At 64.3% G+C, this 16,682-nt stretch carries 13 protein-coding genes; 10 read left to right on the top strand and 3 right to left on the bottom strand.

Annotated features, from left to right (window positions below):
* The first annotated feature begins 7 nt into the window (after window positions 1-7).
* From ligA to PI87_RS01275, 3 genes are all read left to right on the top strand, one after another.
* Entirely contained in the window at window positions 8-2,443 is a 2,436-nt protein-coding gene (gene ligA / locus PI87_RS01285) for an NAD-dependent DNA ligase LigA (protein WP_039595876.1), read from the top strand.
* Window positions 2,444-2,467: 24 nt separating this feature from the next.
* Window positions 2,468-3,001 carry a peptide deformylase gene (gene def, locus PI87_RS01280; RefSeq protein WP_039595875.1) on the top strand — a complete coding sequence of 178 codons (534 nt, stop codon included), beginning with the start codon at window positions 2,468-2,470 and terminating at the stop codon, window positions 2,999-3,001.
* A gap of 80 nt (window positions 3,002-3,081) precedes the next feature.
* The gene (locus tag PI87_RS01275) at window positions 3,082-4,203 is read left to right on the top strand and encodes a hypothetical protein (RefSeq protein ID WP_039595874.1); all 1,122 of its coding nucleotides are present in this window, start codon (window positions 3,082-3,084) and stop codon (window positions 4,201-4,203) included.
* A gap of 78 nt (window positions 4,204-4,281) precedes the next feature.
* Here the strand turns inward: PI87_RS01275 and PI87_RS01270 are convergent, their stop codons facing one another.
* The 3 genes from PI87_RS01270 to map all read right to left on the bottom strand — a co-directional run bounded on the left by PI87_RS01270 (window position 4,282) and on the right by map (window position 9,831).
* Window positions 4,282-6,270 carry a pseudouridine synthase gene (locus PI87_RS01270; RefSeq protein ID WP_039595873.1) on the bottom strand — a complete coding sequence of 663 codons (1,989 nt, stop codon included), beginning with the start codon at window positions 6,268-6,270 and terminating at the stop codon, window positions 4,282-4,284.
* A 25-nt stretch (window positions 6,271-6,295) separates the two neighbouring features.
* The gene (locus tag PI87_RS01265; protein ID WP_039595872.1) at window positions 6,296-8,890 is read right to left on the bottom strand and encodes a [protein-PII] uridylyltransferase; all 2,595 of its coding nucleotides are present in this window, start codon (window positions 8,888-8,890) and stop codon (window positions 6,296-6,298) included.
* 116 nt (window positions 8,891-9,006) lie between these two features.
* On the bottom strand, window positions 9,007-9,831 hold the full coding sequence (gene map / locus PI87_RS01260) for a type I methionyl aminopeptidase (RefSeq protein WP_039595871.1): 825 nt from the start codon (window positions 9,829-9,831) through the stop codon (window positions 9,007-9,009).
* A gap of 305 nt (window positions 9,832-10,136) precedes the next feature.
* Here map and rpsB point away from each other — a divergent pair, with 305 nt between their 5' ends.
* From rpsB to ispC, 7 genes are all read left to right on the top strand, one after another.
* A complete protein-coding gene (gene rpsB / locus PI87_RS01255; protein WP_039595870.1) occupies window positions 10,137-10,880 on the top strand; it encodes a 30S ribosomal protein S2 in 744 nt (247 codons plus the stop codon).
* A gap of 263 nt (window positions 10,881-11,143) precedes the next feature.
* Window positions 11,144-12,034 (top strand): translation elongation factor Ts, encoded by an 891-nt coding sequence (gene tsf / locus PI87_RS01250; protein WP_039595869.1) that lies wholly within the window; start codon window positions 11,144-11,146, stop codon window positions 12,032-12,034.
* Between the two features lie 295 nt (window positions 12,035-12,329).
* Window positions 12,330-13,040, top strand: a complete 711-nt coding sequence (gene pyrH, locus PI87_RS01245) for a UMP kinase (RefSeq protein WP_039595868.1) — start codon at window positions 12,330-12,332, stop codon at window positions 13,038-13,040.
* A 176-nt stretch (window positions 13,041-13,216) separates the two neighbouring features.
* Window positions 13,217-13,777: a ribosome recycling factor gene (frr, locus tag PI87_RS01240; protein WP_039595867.1), complete on the top strand. Its 561-nt coding sequence runs from the start codon at window positions 13,217-13,219 to the stop codon at window positions 13,775-13,777.
* 52 nt (window positions 13,778-13,829) lie between these two features.
* On the top strand, window positions 13,830-14,606 hold the full coding sequence (gene uppS / locus PI87_RS01235) for a polyprenyl diphosphate synthase (RefSeq protein ID WP_039595866.1): 777 nt from the start codon (window positions 13,830-13,832) through the stop codon (window positions 14,604-14,606).
* A 3-nt stretch (window positions 14,607-14,609) separates the two neighbouring features.
* Window positions 14,610-15,428, top strand: coding sequence for a phosphatidate cytidylyltransferase (locus PI87_RS01230; RefSeq protein ID WP_039595865.1), 819 nt, complete (start codon window positions 14,610-14,612; stop codon window positions 15,426-15,428).
* Window positions 15,429-15,442: 14 nt separating this feature from the next.
* The gene (gene ispC / locus PI87_RS01225) at window positions 15,443-16,633 is read left to right on the top strand and encodes a 1-deoxy-D-xylulose-5-phosphate reductoisomerase (RefSeq protein WP_039595864.1); all 1,191 of its coding nucleotides are present in this window, start codon (window positions 15,443-15,445) and stop codon (window positions 16,631-16,633) included.
* Window positions 16,634-16,682 lie beyond the last annotated feature (49 nt).

Here is a 16,682-nt window from a genome sequence, read left to right as displayed (position 1 = left end):
AATCACCATGAGCAAGACTGTAGAACCCGCGTCTGGCCCGTCATCGCAAGATCGGCCCGAGACGCGGGCAGCGTGGCTGCGCGCCACGCTGAACCGTTACGCCCACGAGTACTACGTGCTCGACCTGCCCAGCGTGCCGGACGCCGAGTACGATCGGCTGTACCGTGAGCTGGAGGCGCTGGAAGCAGAACATCCCACACTCAAGACGCCTGACTCGCCCACGCTGCGGGTAGGTGGCGCGATCCTGCCGGAGTTCGCACCCGTCAAGCACGTGGTGCCGATGCTGTCGATCCGCACCGAGACCGACACCACTGCGAACGGCGCGCTTGCCTTTGACGCCAGCGTACGTCGCGAGCTGGGCCTAGCCGATTCCGATTCCGCCATCGAATACGCCGCCGAGCTGAAGTTCGATGGCCTGGCGATCAACCTGCGCTACGAGCGCGGCTTCCTTGTGCAAGCCGCCACGCGCGGCGATGGCGCAACGGGCGAAGACGTCACGCAGAACATCCGCACGATCCGCCAGATTCCGCTGAGCCTGCACGCGGTGGATGGCGCCGTGCCTGAGGTGCTCGAAGTGCGCGGCGAGGTCTACATGCGCCGCAACGATTTCGAAAAACTCAACGCCCGTCAGCGCGAGCGCGGTGACAAGACCTTCGTTAACCCGCGCAACACCGCGGCCGGTGCCGTGCGCCAGCTCGACCCGAAGATGGCCGCCGAGCGCCCACTGTCGTTCTTCGCCTATGGCCTGGGCGAAGTCGTTGGCTGGACTGGCCAACCCAAGACGCACGCCGGCATGCTCGACGCGCTGCAAGTGTTTGGCTTCCCGGTTAGCAAGGAGCGCGCAGCGGTGCAGGGCGGTGCGGGTCTGGTCGAATTCCACGCAGCCATTGGTGCCAAGCGCGACAGCCTGCCGTTCGACATCGACGGCGTGGTCTACAAGGTCAATGACCTGGCGCTGCAACGCGAGCTGGGCTTCCGCACGCGCGAGCCGCGCTGGGCGGTGGCGCACAAGTATCCGGCGCAGGAAGCGTTGACCACCGTTGAGGCGATTGACGTGCAGGTGGGGCGTACCGGTGCGATTACGCCGGTGGCGCGCCTGGTGCCGGTGTTCGTTGGTGGCGTGACGGTCACCAATGCGACGCTCCACAACGAAGACGAAGTCCGCCGCAAAGACGTGCGCGTGGGCGACACCGTGATCGTGCGCCGCGCTGGCGACGTGATCCCCGAGGTGGTGAGCGTGGTGCTTGAGCGGCGCCCGATGGTGGAGCAGCCCGGTAGCGATCTTTTCAACGCAGAACGCGTGCCCGAGCACGGCCCTTACCTGTTGCCGAAGACGTGCCCGGTATGTGGCTCGCACGTGGTGCGCGAAGAGGGCGAAGCGGTAGCCCGCTGTTCGGGCGGGCTGTTCTGCTCCGCGCAGCGCAAGGAGGCGATCCGCCACTTCGCCGGCCGCCGCATGATGGACATCGAAGGCCTGGGCGAGCGCTATATCGACAACCTGGTCGAGCTGGACTACGTGCACGGCATTGCCGATCTGTACAAGCTCAAACTCGAGGACTTCCTTGAGATGAAGCGCCGCGCCGACGAGCGTGATGGCGTGACGCCTGAAACCGTCGCCGCCGGCAAGATCGCTACCAAGTGGGCGGAAAACCTGCTCGACGGCATTCACGCCAGCAAGACGCCGCCGCTGGCGCGTTTTCTGTTCGCGCTGGGCATCCGCCACGTGGGCGAATCGACTGCCAAGACGCTCGCCGATTGGCTGGGCAGCCTGGCCATGATTCGGCGTGCACCGGCGCCGTTGCTGTTGGCATTGCCGGACGTGGGAGGCACGGTGGCAGAAGCCATCGCAGATTTCTTTGCCGAACCGAAGAACCAGCAGGCATTGGATGCGTTGCTCGATGCCGGCGTCGCTCCGCAGGGTGAACACGCGCCGAATGCCAAGCTGCGCGAAAAGCTGGAGCCGGCCGAACTGTACGCCACGCTCGGCGTGCCCAAACTGACAGCCACACGCGCCAAGCAATTGGCCGTGGCTGTGCCGATGCTCGCACAACTAGCGAGTGTGGATGGTGCCCAAGTGGCCGGCTTGCCCGCCGACGTATCTGTATCACTGCACGAATGGCTTGGCGTTCCAGACCACCGCGCGCAGTTGGCAAAACTGGACGCGTTGCGCGAGGAACTGCTTGCAGCCATGCCGGCTGAGGCGGCGGAAGAAGGTGTGCTCGCCGGCAAGACCGTGGTGCTGACCGGCACGCTGCCCAACCTGACGCGCGACGATGCCAAGGCCATGCTGGAAGCGGCAGGCGCCAAGGTTTCAGGCTCGGTGTCCAAGAAGACCGACTACGTGGTTGCCGGCGAAGAGGCCGGCAGCAAACTCGCCAAGGCCGAAGAGCTGGGGGTGAAGGTTCTGGACGAAGCGGGTATGCTCGCGCTGTTGCAAAAATAGCCAGAAATAGGCAGGAGACTCGGCATGATCCGAAACATCCTCAAAATGGGCGACAGCCGCCTGCTGCGTGTGGCAAAACGGGTCGAGCGTTTCAACACGCCCGAGTTGACCGCGCTGATCGAAGACATGTTCGACACGATGGATGCCGCGCGCGGCGCCGGCCTGGCGGCTCCGCAGATCGGTGTTGATCTGCAGGTCGTCATCTTCGGGTTCGATCGCAACGAGCGTTATCCGGACGCACCAGCGGTGCCCAAGACGGTGCTCATCAACCCGACCATCGAGCCGCTGACTGAAGAGACCGAAGAAGGCTGGGAGGGCTGCCTTTCGGTGCCCGGCCTGCGCGGAGTGGTGCCGCGCTACACGCGCTTGCGCTATACCGGCTTTGACCAGCACGGCCACACCATCGACCGCATTGCCGAGGGCTTCCATGCCCGTGTCGTGCAACACGAGTGCGACCACCTTCACGGCGTGCTGTATCCCATGCGCGTGAAAGACTTCACCCGCTTCGGCTTTACCGAAATCCTGTTTCCAGAATTGCCCGCAAATCACGACGACTGAGACAACAGCAGATCGTGACTGTGGGAGCGCTGCACCTGCGGGGGCGGGTGGGCGCGTTTTTCATCCACGACGGAGATGATATGAAGCGTGATGGTTTGAGGGGGTGGCGCCGGCTGGCGCTTGGGATGGCCGCGGTGGCCTTGCTGGGGTTGGCGGCGTGCGCCGGTCCGCAGACAACGGACACTGCCGCCGCGCCGGTCGCTGAGAAGCCCCAGGGCCCGGTCTGGCAGCGCGTGCATCTGGGCCGCGATGCCGTTGCCTATGACTTCCCCGTCTACGCCAACCATCCGCTTGACGGCGACCTGAGCGGCATCCGCGAGGTCGTGCTCGTGCAGCACGGTCTGCAGCGCAACGGTAACGACTACTACGCCGCCGGTGCTGATCTGCTTGTAGCCAGCGGACGCAACGCCGACGAAATCCTGCTGATCGCCCCGAATTTCCCCGGTGAGCCGGACGCGGGCAAGGGCTTCGACGGTATGCCGGTGTGGTCGGTGGATGGCTGGATCGGCGGCTTCAATGCCACCAATGCGCCCTACACCGAGCTGAGCTCGCTCAAGGTGCTGGATGACCTGATCGGTTACGTGACCGACCCGGCGCGCGCACCCAACGTCAAGCGCGTGACGGTGGCCGGCCACTCGGGCGGCGGCCAGATCGTGCAGCGCTACGCCGTGCTCAACAACGTGGACGAAGGCATCCGCAAGCGCGGCATCGACCTGAACTACGTCGTCGCCAATCCGTCGTCGTACCTGTACTTCACGCCGGATCGTCCGCACGGCAAGAGCTTCGCTCGCTACAGCCCCCACACCTGCCCGGACTACGATCACTACAAGTACGGCATGGTCGACATGGTTCCGTACGCCGCCGGCAAGAGCGGCAAGGTGCTATTCAGCCGCTACGCGCAGCGTCACGTGACGTACCTGGTGGGCACGAGCGACAACGACCCGAACCATCGCGTGCTCGACAAGACCTGCGGCGCCGAGGCCGAAGGCCCGACGCGACTGGACCGCGCACGCAACTACTGGCGCTATGAGCGTCACCTGGCCGGCCCGCGCAAGCGCATCAATCACCAGTCGCACGAGGTGGTTGGCGTGGGGCACGATCAGGCGAAGATGTTCGGCTCGCGCTGCGGTGCGCAGGCCGTGTTCGGTACGCCGGCGTCGGCCAATACCACGGGTGCCGCCTGTCAGCCGCCGCAGCGTTGATCTAGCTGCAGCGGCCATAAAAAAACCGGTCAGCGCGTTCTGCGTTGACCGGTTTTTTATTTGGGGCAGAGGTGTGCCTCAGAACTTCTCGAACGGCCCCAGGAAGCGCCACTGGCCGACCGGCAGGTCGCCCAGCACGATGCGGCCCATGCGGATGCGCTTGAGGCCAATCACTTCCAGCCCCACCTGTTCGCACATGCGGCGGATCTGGCGCTTCTTGCCTTCGCGCAGCACGAAGCGCAGTTGCTCCTCGTTCTGCCAGCTCACCTTCGCGGGCTTGAGCTCTTCGTCATCGAGCCACAGGCCAAAGCGCAGCTTCTCCAGCAGCTCTTCCGGGAAGACCTTGGAGATGTCGTGTTCGACCCGGCCTTCCGGCGAGTCCCACACCACGCGCACCAGGTACTCCTTCTCGACAGTCGAATCTTCGCCGATCAGGTGGCGTGCCACGCGGCCGTCCTGCGTCAGCACGAGCAGGCCAGTGGAGTCGATATCCAGTCGGCCGGCCGGCGCCAGTGCCTTGCGCTGCCACGGTGCGAAGCGCTTGCGCGTGGGGTCTTGCTCCCACTGGTTTTCCGGCACGAACAGTGCCGCCGCCGGTTGGTAGCCGTCTTCCGCTTGCCCCGACACATAGCCGACCGGCTTGTGCAGCAGCACGGTCACGCGTTCGCCCTGTTCAGAACGCGCAGCCTGATGGATTTCGATGATCGCATCCGGCTTCACCCGCGAACCCAGTTCCGTCACGGGTTCGCCGTCCACCAGCACCCAGCCGCGCGGGATCCACTCATCCGCCTCGCGGCGCGAGCACAAGCCCAGCTCGGACATGCGCTTGGACAGGCGGACCAGCCCGCTCTCGTCGGCTTGCGGAGTCTGGCGCGGTGCCTCTTGCTCTGTGCGGCGCGGCGCGCGTTCTTCACGCTCGGCACGCTGCGGGCGATCTTCAAAGCGGCGTGGCGGGTGGTCGTTGTCGAAACGACGCGGTGCGCGGTCATCGCCATAGCGACGCGGCGGCCGTTGCTCGTCGTCGAATCGACGGGGAGGACGCTCGTCGTCAAAGCGACGCGGCGGGCGCTGGTCGCCATCACGACGTTGGGCGCGTTGATCGTCGCCATAGCGGCGCGGGCGCTCGTCATCGAAACGACGCGGCGGGCGGTCTTCGAAACGACGCGGTGGCCGCTCGTCGTCGGAGCGGCGGGGTGGGCGTTGATCGTCGTTGAACCGGCGCGGCGGGCGCTCATCGTCAAACCGGCGCGGTGGGCGGTCTTCGAAACGACGCGGCGGACGCTCGTCATCAAAGCGACGGGGCGGGCGTTGGTCGTCGCTGAACTTGCGCGGCGGACGTTCATCGTCAAAACGGCGCGGCGGACGGTCTTCGAAGCGACGCGGCGGACGCTCGTCATCAAAGCGACGGGGCGGGCGTTGGTCGTCGCTGAACTTGCGTGGCGGACGTTCATCCTCAAACCGGCGCGGCGGACGGTCTTCGAAGCGACGCGGCGGACGCTCGTCATCAAAGCGCCGGGGCGGGCGTTGATCGTCGCTGAACCGGCGCGGCGGGCGCTCGTCGTCAAACCGGCGCGGAGGACGGTCTTCGAAGCGACGCGGAGGGCGCCCGTCATCGGAGCGCCGTGGCGGACGTTGATCGTCGCTGAACCGGCGTGGCGGACGCTCATCATCAAACCGGCGCGGAGGACGATCTTCAAAGCGACGTGGCGGGCGCTGGTCGTCGCCAAATTTGCGCGGCGGGCGTTCGTCGTCAAACCGGCGGGGAGGGCGATCGCTCTGCGCGCGACGCGGTGCTTGGCCGCTATTGTTGCCGCCGTCGCGTCGTGGCGGGCGCGGCTTGCGCTCGCCTTCAGCAGGCTCGGGGCGACGTTGCGAGGGGCGCAGCGGCAGGCGATCGCGGTTCAGGTCGGACGCGCGCAGCGGCTTGCCGGTGGCTTTCACGGCGTTGCCTTCGTCATCGCGGCGTACGCCGAGCGTGGCGCGCTTGCCCGGGCGGGTGGCGCGTTGGGTCGGGTCGCTGCGGCGCTTGTCGTCGTCGCCCGGGAAATCGTCAGAATCGGTAGTCATGAATCAAGACCGGTAAGGCTGGCGCTCAAATGGCGAGCGCATCAAGCAGCTCGCTTTCAAGCGCGAGCTGCAGTTTGGTGTCCTGGGTCAGGCGTGCGCCGTCGACCAGGAAAATGTCTTCCACGCGTTCGCCCAGCGTGTTGATGCGCGCGGTGTGCACCGACACGCGATGGTGGGCGAGCACGCGGGCAATGGCATACAGCAGGCCGGTGCGGTCCGTGGCCGAGATGGAGAGCAGGTAGTACTGCCCACGCTCATCGGGGCGAAGATCGACGCGCGGCTTGATCGGGAAGCTGCGCGACTGGCGCGAGATGCGTCCGCGCGGCGGTTCGGGCAGGGCGGTTTCGCGCGAGATCTGCTCGGCGAGTTCGTGCTCGACCAGCGTGATGATGTCGCGGTAGTGGCCGGGCTCCACCAGGCCGGTTCCCGTGTCGGCCACCTGGAAGGTGTCGAGCGCGTAGCCGTGCTTGGTGGTGTGGATCTTGGCGTCGAGAATCGTCAGGCTCTTGCGCTCGAAGTAACCGCAGATGCGCGCGAACAGGTCGGGCCGGTCGGGCGAGTACACCGCCACCTGCAACCCTTCGCCCACGGGCGAGATGCGCGCACGCACGATCGGGATGGTGGTGTCGATCCGGTGGTGGAAGTGTCGCGTGAACCAGGCGATGTCGCTCGCGCCATGGCGCAGGAACACACCCACGTCGAGCTGCCTCCACAGCGCGTCATACGCAGTGTCATCCACCGTGGCCAGGCGCAGGAGGGCGCGCGCTCTTTCCTTGCGACCTTCCAGCACGGCGTGCGGATCGGTGGTGGCGCCGCCGAGCGCGCGCAACGTCATGCGATACAGGTCTTCGAGCAGCTTGCCCTTCCAGGCATTCCACACCTTGGGGCTGGTGCCGCGGATGTCGGCCACCGTCAGCAGATACAGGGCGGTCAGGCGCCGTTCATTGCCAACCAGATCGGCAAAGCGGCGAATGACATCGGGGTCGCCCACGTCCTGCTTCTGCGCTACCTGGCTCATGGTCAGGTGGTGCTCGACCAGCCAGACGATCAGGTCGCTGTCTTCCTTGGCGAGACCGTGGTCCTTGCAGAAGCGTCGCGCGTCGGTCATACCGAGCACGGAGTGATCGCCGCCGCGTCCCTTGGCGATGTCGTGAAACAGCGCAGCGATGGTCAGCACCCACGGCTTGTCGAAGTTCGCCATCAACTGGCTGCAGAACGGGAACTCGTGCGTGTGCTCAACGATGGCGAAGCGGCGGATGTTGCGCACCACCATCAGGATGTGCTGATCCACCGTGTAGACGTGGAACAGGTCGTGCTGCATCTGCCCGACGATGCGCCGGAAGTTGAGCAGGTAGCGCCCCAGCACGCTGGTCTGGTTCATCAGGCGCAATGCGTGGGTGATGCCCTGCGGCTGCTGCAGGATCTCCAGGAACAGCGCGCGGTTGGCCGGGTCCTTGCGCCACTTCACGTCCATCAGCGTGCGGGCGTTGTAGAGCGCGCGCAGCGTATTGGCCGACAGGCCCTTGATGCCGCGCACCTGCTCGTACAGCAGGAAGGTTTCCAGGATGGCCGTCGGCTCGCGCTGATACAGGTCGGGGGCGGCAAGCTCCAGCATCCCCTGGCGCTCGACAAAGCGCTCGTTGATCTTGCGCGTGATGCCGAGCTCGGTCGGGAACAGCCGCGCCTCGATGTTCTGCAGCACTACCGTATTGAGCTGCGTGACCGCCTTGGCCGCCCAATAGTAGCGGCGCATGATCTGCTCACTGGCGCGCTTGGCGGTGGTCGCGCGGTAGCCGAAGGCCTCGGCCAATTGCGTCTGCAGATCGAAGACGAGCACGTCCTGGCGCCGCCCGGCCAGCATGTGCAGGCGCGCGCGAATCGTCTTGAGCAGACGCTCGTTGCTTGCCAGTTCCTGCGCCTCACGGCGCGTGAGCAGCCCGTTGGCAAGCAGCTCGTTCCAGCTCGACCCAAAGCCCGCCGCACGCGTCATCCACAGAATCACCTGCAGATCGCGCAGGCCGCCGGGGCTTTCCTTGCAGTTGGGCTCGAGCGAGTACGGCGTGTCTTGGTACTTGGCGTGCCGCTGGCGCATTTCCAGCAGCTTGGACTGGAAGAAGTCCGTGGCGTCCAGATGGCCCTGGTAGTGTGTCTCGAACGTGCGGTACAGGCCCTCGTCACCGGTCAGCAGGCGTGCTTCCAGCAGCGATGTCTGCACCGTCACATCCTGTGCTGCCTCGTGGATGCATTCGTCCACTGTGCGCACCGATGAGCCGATATCCAGCCCCATGTCCCAGCAGCGGCCGATGAACGCTTCCAGGCGTGCTTGAAGCGATTCGGGTGCCTTGTCTGCGGCTTGCGGCAGCAACAGGAGGATGTCGACGTCGGAATGCGGGAACAGCTCGCCGCGCCCGTAACCGCCCACCGCGATCAGCGCACAGTCGGCGGGCATCTGCTCGTCCTGCCAGAGTTGCACCAATGCGTGATCCACCGCGCGGGCCAACTTGGTCACAAGTTGGTGCACGTTGGCATGCTGGTCGAACTGCGCAAACAGGTGCGTGCGTTCGGCCTTCAGGGTGTCGCGCGGCGAAATCTCGGGGTTGACGGCAGCGGCGGTGTGCATGAGTGGAGCGTGAATGGAACAACGACCGGAGGAAATGTCCGGTCGCTGCAAGAGTCGGGCCGGCGCAGGGCCGGCCGCTACGGTGCACTCGCGGGTGAATGCACCGCTTGGTTCAATCAGGCCGTGGCCGGCGTGCCTTCGCGCACGAATTCCGGTGCAGGTGGCGTCAGTGCCGACACAGTCAACACTTCGTAGCCGGTTTCTGTCACCAGCAGGGTGTGCTCCCATTGGGCCGACAAGCTGCGGTCACGCGTCTTGACGGTCCATTGGTCAGGCATCGTGCGGATGTCGCGCTTGCCTGCGTTGATCATCGGCTCGATCGTGAAGATCATGCCGGCCTTGAGCTCCATGCCGGTGCCCGGACGGCCGTAGTGCAGGATCTGCGGATCTGCGTGGAAGACCTTGCCGATGCCGTGGCCGCAATACTCGCGCACCACGCTGTAGCCGGCGGCTTCTGCATGCTGCTGGATCACGTGGCCGATGTCGCCCAGACGTGCGCCGGGGCGCACTGCGGCGATACCCTTCCACATGCACTCGAAGGTCACCTGCGTCAGTCGCTTGGCCAGGATCGAGCCTTCGCCGACGATGAAGGTGCGGCTGGTATCGCCGTAGTAGCCTTCCTTGGTGATGACGGTGATGTCCAGGTTGACGATGTCACCGTTCTTAAGCACCTTGTCGGTCGGAATGCCGTGGCAGATCACGTCGTTGACCGACGTGCAGATCGACGCGGGGAAGGGTGGGTAGCCGGGCGGCGCATAGTTGAGCGGCGCCGGCACAGTGCCTTGCACGTCACGCATGTAGGCATGGCACAACTCGTTCAGCTTGCCCGTGGTGACACCCGGTTTGACGAACGGGGTGATGTAATCCAGGACTTCGGACGCAAGCCGGCAGGCCACGCGCATGTGCGCAATGTCTTCGGCGGTGTGAATGGTAACGGCCATGCTGTGACTCTTTCTGCACGCAGGCGCGCGAGGCGCCACGTTGTATCTAAAGGATGAATTATCGCACCAAAGCGGCCCGGACGGGGTTTTTGGGCGTCGGGCGCTGGTCTTGGTCTATCCGGCGTCAATGCTCGGAAGGTCTTGAGTTGATTGGGTTTTTGTGGCTATAATCGCTGGCTGAGCAGATTGCTGGCCATGTGGCTGGCGGTGCTTGAAATCGCGAGCCGCTTCACCGCGGGTGTCCGTCGTATCGCATGCGAGGGATGTCTGAGGCGGCTTTAGACCTAACCCGACTGGAGAATTTCATGTCCGTGACCATGCGCGAAATGCTGGAAGCCGGTGTCCACTTTGGCCACCAAACCCGCTTCTGGAACCCGAAGATGGCCCCCTTCATTTTCGGCCATCGCAACAAGATTCACATCATCAACCTGGAAAAGACGCTGCCGATGTACCTGGACGCATTGAAGTATGTGCGCCAACTGGCAGCCAACCGGGGCACCATCATGTTCGTCGGCACGAAGCGTCAGTCGCGCGAGATCCTGGCTGAGGAAGCCGCTCGTGCAGGCATGCCGTTCGTCGACAGCCGCTGGCTCGGCGGCATGCTGACCAACTTCAAGACGGTCAAGACCTCGATCAAGCGCCTCAAGGACATGGAAGCCGCCAAGGAAGCTGGCGCGACCGACACCATGAGCAAGAAGGAAGCGCTGATGTTCGAGCGCGAAATGGACAAGCTGCAAAAGTCCATCGGCGGTATCAAGGATATGGGCGGCATTCCGGACGCCATCTTCGTGGTGGACGTTGGTTACCACAAGATCGCCGTGACTGAAGCTGCCAAGCTGGGCATTCCGGTGATCGGCGTGGTTGACACGAACCACTCGCCGGAAGGCATCGACTACGTTATCCCGGGTAACGACGACTCGAGCAAGGCTGTTGCGCTGTACGTGCGCGGCGTGGCCGACGCGATCCTGGAAGGCCGTGCTAACGCCGTTCAGGAAGTCGTGGAAGCTGCTCGCGGCGGCGACGACTTCGTCGAAGTCCAAGAAGGCTAAAACACAAAAAGGCGTGCACCCGCCGCATTACCGGGCGGGGAGTGCGTCAGGCCGCTTTCGATGCAGTGCATCGAAATCAATGGCCAGACAGGGGCGCGTAACAAACGCCCCTTTTTTTTGAAATTTGTCATGCGGATGTCCCACGCGCGTCGTATTTCGTGGGGCGGCCGGATACAACCCGGACGACAGGCCGGCGCGAAGCGAAGACGCAAAGACGGATTCAGCGCGTAGCCGGACGACGATCTGAAACAAGGAGCATGAGAATGGCGGCAATTACCGCAAGCATGGTTGCAGAACTGCGCGCGAAGACCGACGCGCCGATGATGGAATGCAAGAAGGCCCTGACGGAAGCCGAAGGCAACCTGGAAAAGGCCGAAGAAATTCTGCGCGTGAAGCTGGGTAACAAGGCAGGCAAGGCCGCCTCGCGCATCACCGCTGAAGGCGTGGTGGCGGCTGCGGTGGACGGTACGGTCGGCGCGCTGGTCGAGATCAATTGCGAAACCGACTTCGTCTCGAAGAACGATTCGTTCCTGGCCTTCGCCAACTCGGTGGCTGCGCTGATCGCCAAGAGCAATCCGGCTGACGTTGCGGCTATCGGCGCGCTGCCGCTGTCGCAAGACGGTTTCGGCCCGACGGTTGAGGATGTGCGTGTGGGCCTGATCGGCAAGATCGGCGAGAACATGACGATCCGCCGCTTCCAGCGCTTCGAAGGCACGCAGCTGACGTCGTACCTGCACGGCACCCGTATCGGCGTGATGGTGGCGTTCCAGGGTGACGAAGTGGCCGCCAAGGACGCTGCAATGCAGGCTGCGGCCATGAAGCCGGTGTCGCTGTCGGCGGATGACGTGCCGGCCGAGCTGGTCGCCAAGGAACGTAGCGTTGCCGAGCAGAAGGCTGCCGAATCGGGCAAGCCGGCTGAAATCGTCGCCAAGATGGTGGAAGGCAGCGTGCAGAAGTACCTGAAGGAAGTCTCGCTGCTGAACCAGCCGTTCGTGAAGAACGACAAGCAGACCGTTGAGCAGATGCTCAAGGCTGCCAACACGACCGTGAAGGCTTTCACGCTGTACGTGGTGGGCGAAGGCATCGAGAAGAAGCAGGACGACTTCGCTGCGGAAGTGGCTGCCCAAGTGGCTGCTGCAAAGCAACAGGCGTAATGCTGCAGCGATTGCTACCGATGGGGCGGCAGTCAGCCCGCCGCCGGCATAAGTACGGGCCGGCAGAGCAACTTTTCTCCATCGGCGCGATCGTATAATGCCGAACAGACAGGGCACCGCAAGGTGCCCTGTTTGCAGGTGCAGCCTGCTTGCGCGGGCGTCGGCCGGCTATCACGCCAGGACGGCTTCCGCGCAAGAAGGTTGCGGGATGAGCGGAGCCCCCAGGGCTTTGCCGGTCGCAGCGTCATTTCCCCCTTTCCTGTTTCCCGTACCAGGAATCGTCACGAGGATCTCCATGCCTGCCTATAAGCGCGTTCTACTCAAACTTTCCGGCGAAGCCCTGATGGGCGACGATGCCTTCGGCATCAATCGCAGCACCATCGAAGGGATGGTCAACGACATCGCCGAAATCGTGAAGTTGGGCGTGCAGGTGGCAGTGGTGATTGGTGGCGGCAACATCTTCCGCGGCGTTGCGGGTGGTGCAGCCGGTATGGACCGCGCCACGGCCGACTACATGGGTATGCTGGCCACGATGATGAACGCGCTGGCCCTGCAGGACGCCATGCGCCACGCCAACCTCGAAGGCCGTGTGCAATCGGCGCTGCGCCTGGATCAGGTGGTTGAGCCGTACATCCGCCCGCGCGCGATCCGCCAGTTGGAAGAGGGCAAGATCGTGATCTTCGCGGCTGGCACCGGCAACCCGTTCTTCACCACCGACACCGCAGCTGCGCTGCGTGGTTCGGAAATCGGCGCCGAAATCGTCCTCAAGGCCACCAAGGTTGACGGCGTCTACACTGCCGACCCAAAGAAGGATCCGAGTGCCACCCGCTACACCACCATCACGTTCGACGAGGCCATCTCGCGCAACCTGCAGGTGATGGATGCGACTGCCTTCGCGCTGTGCCGCGACCAGAAGCTGCCGATCAAGGTGTTCTCGATCCAGAAGCCGGGCGCACTCAAGCGCGTCATCATGGGTGAAGACGAGGGCACGCTGGTGCACGTCTGAGGCGGGCGCTCCGCCGCTTGGTAAGCCCCTTTTTTACCGTTCGCTGACTCCGCGTAAATGGCGTTGGCGAGCGGCTTCCATGTAAAATCGCCTATTGTCTTTTTGGTTTTGCCTGTGCCCTGTGTCGTGTTCCGGGGCGTTTATCTGGCAGGCCGCCGTTATCGTTCGGAGGAAGTATGAGCGTCGCCGATGTTAAGAAGAATGCCGAGCAGAAGATGCAGAAGTCGATCGAGGCTCTCAAGACGGATCTGGCCAAGATCCGCACTGGGCGAGCCCACACTGGTCTGCTCGATCACGTGCAAGTCGACTACTACGGTTCGATGGTGCCGATCAGCCAAGTCGCCAACGTGACGCTGGTGGACGCGCGCACGATCGGCGTGCAACCGTGGGAAAAGAAGATGGTGCAGGTCGTGGAGAAGGCCATCCGTGAAGCGGATCTGGGCCTGAATCCTGCCACCATGGGTGACATCATTCGTGTCCCGACGCCCGCGCTGACCGAAGAGCGCCGCAAGGAGCTGACCAAGGTCGTGAAGGGTGAGGGCGAAGACGCCAAGGTTGCCGTGCGCAACCTGCGCCGCGACGCGAACGAGCAGCTCAAGAAACTGGTCAAGGACAAGGCCATCTCGGAAGACGATGAGCGCCGTGGTGGCGACGACGTGCAGAAGCTGACCGACAAGTTCGTCGCCGAAATCGACAAGCTGGTCGCCGAGAAAGACAAGGAAATCATGACGGTGTAAGGCCGTCTCCCGAGGCCGGTGCATTGGGTGCCGGCTGCGGGAAGCCCGATTCATGCATATCAGTTCCACACAGGCGGTGCCGGACACCGCCGATACGCCGCGTCATGTTGCCGTCATCATGGATGGCAACGGCCGCTGGGCCACTGAACGCCACCTGCCGCGCGTGGCCGGACACAGTCGCGGCCTCGACGCCGTGCGTGCGACGGTTGAAGCCGCAGCGCGCCGAGGTGTCGGTTACCTGACGCTGTTCGCCTTCAGCTCCGAGAACTGGCGCCGCCCGGCCGACGAAGTCACCTTCCTGATGAAGCTGTTCATGACAGCGCTGCGCCGTGAAGTGAGCAAGCTGCACGACAACGGCATCCGGCTGCGCGTGGTGGGCGATCTCTCGGCATTCAGTCCGCGGATCCAATTGCTGATCCGCGAGGCTGAGGCCAAGACGGCTGCCAATCCGGGGTTGACGGTCACCATCCTCGCCAACTATGGCGGCCGCTGGGACATCCTCCAGGCCATGCGCGCCTTGATGGTGGCGCAGCCGGGCATCGCGCCCGAAGCCATCACGGAAGATGTTCTTGCGCCGTACATGGCGTTGGCTTACGCGCCCGAGCCGGATCTGTTCATCCGCACCGGCGGTGAGCAGCGCATCAGCAACTTCCTGCTGTGGCAGCTTGCGTACTCGGAGCTGTACTTCACCGATCGCTACTGGCCCGATTTCGACGCCGCCGAGCTGGATCGCGCCTTTGCCTGGTATCGCAACCGCGAGCGCCGCTTCGGTCGCACCAGCGCGCAGCTCGAGCCCGATGTTCCCCCCGCGCTATCTGCCGGAGCCTGACACATGCTGCTGACTCGCGTCATTACCGCTGTCTGCCTGCTGATTGTCATCCTGCCCATTCTGTTCTTTGCACCGCCAGCCGGCCTTGACGGGCTGGTGACGGTGTTTGCCGTGCTGGCAGCCTGGGAGTGGGGGCGGCTCGTGCGCTTGCCGAGCTGGTGGGGGCCGGTGCTGTATGCGGTGGTCGTGGTTGTGCTGACGATCGCCTGGCATGACATCCCTGTGCGTGGCGACGTGCGGCCGCTGTTTCTTGGTGCGGTGATCGCCTGGGTGGTCGCCTGGGGGCTGCTGGCGGGTGGTGTGCGTGAACTGCACGGTACGCGCAAAGTCGTCTTCACGCTGCTGGGCTTGGTGATGTTGCCGGCGTTTGTGCATGCCGCGATTGAATTGCGCACACACGGGGTTGCCTTCCTGCTTTCCGTGGCGGTGCTCGTTTGGGCGGCAGACGTGGGCGCGTATTTCGTCGGCAAGGCCATCGGCCGCCGCAAGCTGGCGCCGACCATCAGCCCGGGCAAGTCATGGGAGGGTGCGATCGGCGGGGCGGTGCTCGTGGCAATCATCGCCACAGTGGCGGGCGTTACGCATTGGTTTGCGCCGACATGGTTCTCGCATCAGTTCGACCAGAACGGTGCGGTCGTAGCCTTGGCGCTCACGATCGTGCTGGTGGCTGCAAGCATCGGCGGCGACTTGTTTGAATCTCTGCTCAAGCGTCAGGTCGGCATGAAGGACAGCAGCCGTCTGCTGCCCGGTCATGGCGGCGTGCTCGACCGTATCGATGCGCTGCTGCCGGTGTTCCCGCTGGCTGCGTTGCTGATTTCCTGAGGCGTCTTCCGAACATGATGCGTTTGACCGTTCTTGGCGCGACCGGCTCCATTGGTGACAGCACGCTCGACGTGGTGCGCAGTCACCCGGACAAGTACCGCGTATTCGCACTCACGGCCAACGCACAGGCCGACAAGCTCGCCACACTGTGCCGCGAGTTTCGTCCGCGGATGGCTGTGCTCGGTTCGGCCGTCGCAGCGGATGCGTTGCGCGATCAACTTGGCGCCGATGCCGTCGGTATCGACATTCGCTTTGGCCCCGAGGCACTGGAAGAGGCCTCGGCGCACCCCGATTGCGATGCTGTGATGGCGGCCATTGTTGGCGCCGCGGGCTTGCGTCCGACGCTAGCCGCTGTGCGTGCCGGCAAGCGTGTGCTGCTGGCCAATAAGGAAGCGTTGGTGATGTCCGGCGCGCTCTTCATGGACGCCGTTCATCAGCATGGCGCAACCGTGTTGCCGATCGACAGCGAGCACAACGCCATTTTCCAGTGCCTGCCACAGCAGGCCCCGAAATTTGGGCGCGGTGTGTCGCGTATCGTCCTGACCGCTTCGGGCGGTCCATTCCGCACACGTGCGGTCGACACGCTCGCCGACGTCACGCCCGACCAGGCCTGCGCCCATCCCAACTGGGTCATGGGGCGCAAGATCTCGGTCGACTCCGCCACCATGATGAACAAGGGGCTGGAGGTGATTGAGGCGTACTGGCTGTTCGGCGTGCCGGTCGAGCACCTGGAGGTGCTGATCCATCCGCAGAGCGTGATTCATTCGATGGTCGGCTACGATGATGGCTCGGTACTCGCGCAGCTCGGCAACCCCGATATGCGCACGCCGATTGCCTACGGGCTGGCGTATCCGGAGCGCATTGAAGCCGGCGTGCCGCTGCTGGATCTGGCCGCCACTGGCACGCTCACCTTCGAGGAGCCGGACTTGCGCCGCTTCCCGTGCCTGGCGCTCGCTTTCGATGCGCTGCGCGCCGGTGGCACGGCACCTGCTGTACTGAACGCGGCCAACGAGGTGGCGGTCGAGGCATTTTTGCAGCGCCGCATCCGTTTTACCGACATCGCTGCCGTGGTGGGTGACACGCTGGCGCGTGCCTCCATCGTGCCGGCAGATTCGCTCGACACCGTTTTCGCAGCTGATGCGCAGGCGCGCAGTTGCGCCGAGCACTACATTGCGACGGCGTGTGCGCATCTGCCAGCCGCGTGACAAGTGCTCTGTCAGCGCGAGCGGGTAACATAGTGCGCTCGCTCGGGTT

Source organism: Ralstonia sp. A12 (assembly GCF_000801955.1).
GTDB lineage: Bacteria > Pseudomonadota > Gammaproteobacteria > Burkholderiales > Burkholderiaceae > Ralstonia.
The sequence above is the reverse complement of the archived record's forward strand: the minus strand, read 5'-3'. Positions and strand labels throughout refer to the sequence as shown.

Coding starts and splice junctions, on each gene's coding strand:
- uppS (WP_039595866.1), top strand. CDS start 13,830: ATGCATATCAGTTCCACACAGGCGGTGCCGGACACCGCCGATACGCCG.
- map (WP_039595871.1), bottom strand. CDS start 9,831: ATGGCCGTTACCATTCACACCGCCGAAGACATTGCGCACATGCGCGTG.
- def (WP_039595875.1), top strand. CDS start 2,468: ATGATCCGAAACATCCTCAAAATGGGCGACAGCCGCCTGCTGCGTGTG.
- PI87_RS01265 (WP_039595872.1), bottom strand. CDS start 8,890: ATGCACACCGCCGCTGCCGTCAACCCCGAGATTTCGCCGCGCGACACC.
- PI87_RS01275 (WP_039595874.1), top strand. CDS start 3,082: ATGAAGCGTGATGGTTTGAGGGGGTGGCGCCGGCTGGCGCTTGGGATG.
- pyrH (WP_039595868.1), top strand. CDS start 12,330: ATGCCTGCCTATAAGCGCGTTCTACTCAAACTTTCCGGCGAAGCCCTG.
- PI87_RS01270 (WP_039595873.1), bottom strand. CDS start 6,270: ATGACTACCGATTCTGACGATTTCCCGGGCGACGACGACAAGCGCCGC.
- frr (WP_039595867.1), top strand. CDS start 13,217: ATGAGCGTCGCCGATGTTAAGAAGAATGCCGAGCAGAAGATGCAGAAG.
- tsf (WP_039595869.1), top strand. CDS start 11,144: ATGGCGGCAATTACCGCAAGCATGGTTGCAGAACTGCGCGCGAAGACC.
- PI87_RS01230 (WP_039595865.1), top strand. CDS start 14,610: ATGCTGCTGACTCGCGTCATTACCGCTGTCTGCCTGCTGATTGTCATC.
- ispC (WP_039595864.1), top strand. CDS start 15,443: ATGATGCGTTTGACCGTTCTTGGCGCGACCGGCTCCATTGGTGACAGC.
- ligA (WP_039595876.1), top strand. CDS start 8: ATGAGCAAGACTGTAGAACCCGCGTCTGGCCCGTCATCGCAAGATCGG.
- rpsB (WP_039595870.1), top strand. CDS start 10,137: ATGTCCGTGACCATGCGCGAAATGCTGGAAGCCGGTGTCCACTTTGGC.